General features: G+C 52.1%; 1 protein-coding gene. It reads right to left on the bottom strand.

The features are described 5' to 3' along the window. On the bottom strand, positions 1-328 hold a 328-nt coding region (locus tag MO867_RS22835), incomplete at both ends, for a transposase (RefSeq protein WP_252473427.1).

Genomic DNA, 328 nt, shown 5'->3' with positions numbered 1-328 from the left:
CCTTTGGAGCGCTTAGTCCGGTGTCGTATCGTTCCGAACGTCGACTCAATCGGGTTCGTTGTCCGGATGCTCTGCCAGTGCTTTGCCGGGAAGTCGTAAAAACTCATCAGCTCTTCGTAATCCTTGAGAAGGCACTCAGCAACTTTCGGATACTTCGCTTCGTATGTTTTGGTGAAGGTATCGAATGCCTTCTCCGCATCAGCTTTTGTCTCAGCCTGCCAAATGTCGTGCAGGAAGCGTTTGGCTTTCGGTTGGCTGGACTTCGGCAGTCTGTTGAGAACATTGGCTGTCTTGTGTACCCAGCAGCGCTGTTGACGCGTCTTCGGAA

This window comes from Microbulbifer okhotskensis, from assembly GCF_023895975.1.
GTDB lineage: Bacteria > Pseudomonadota > Gammaproteobacteria > Pseudomonadales > Cellvibrionaceae > Microbulbifer > Microbulbifer okhotskensis.
The sequence above is the reverse complement of the archived record's forward strand: the minus strand, read 5'-3'. Positions and strand labels throughout refer to the sequence as shown.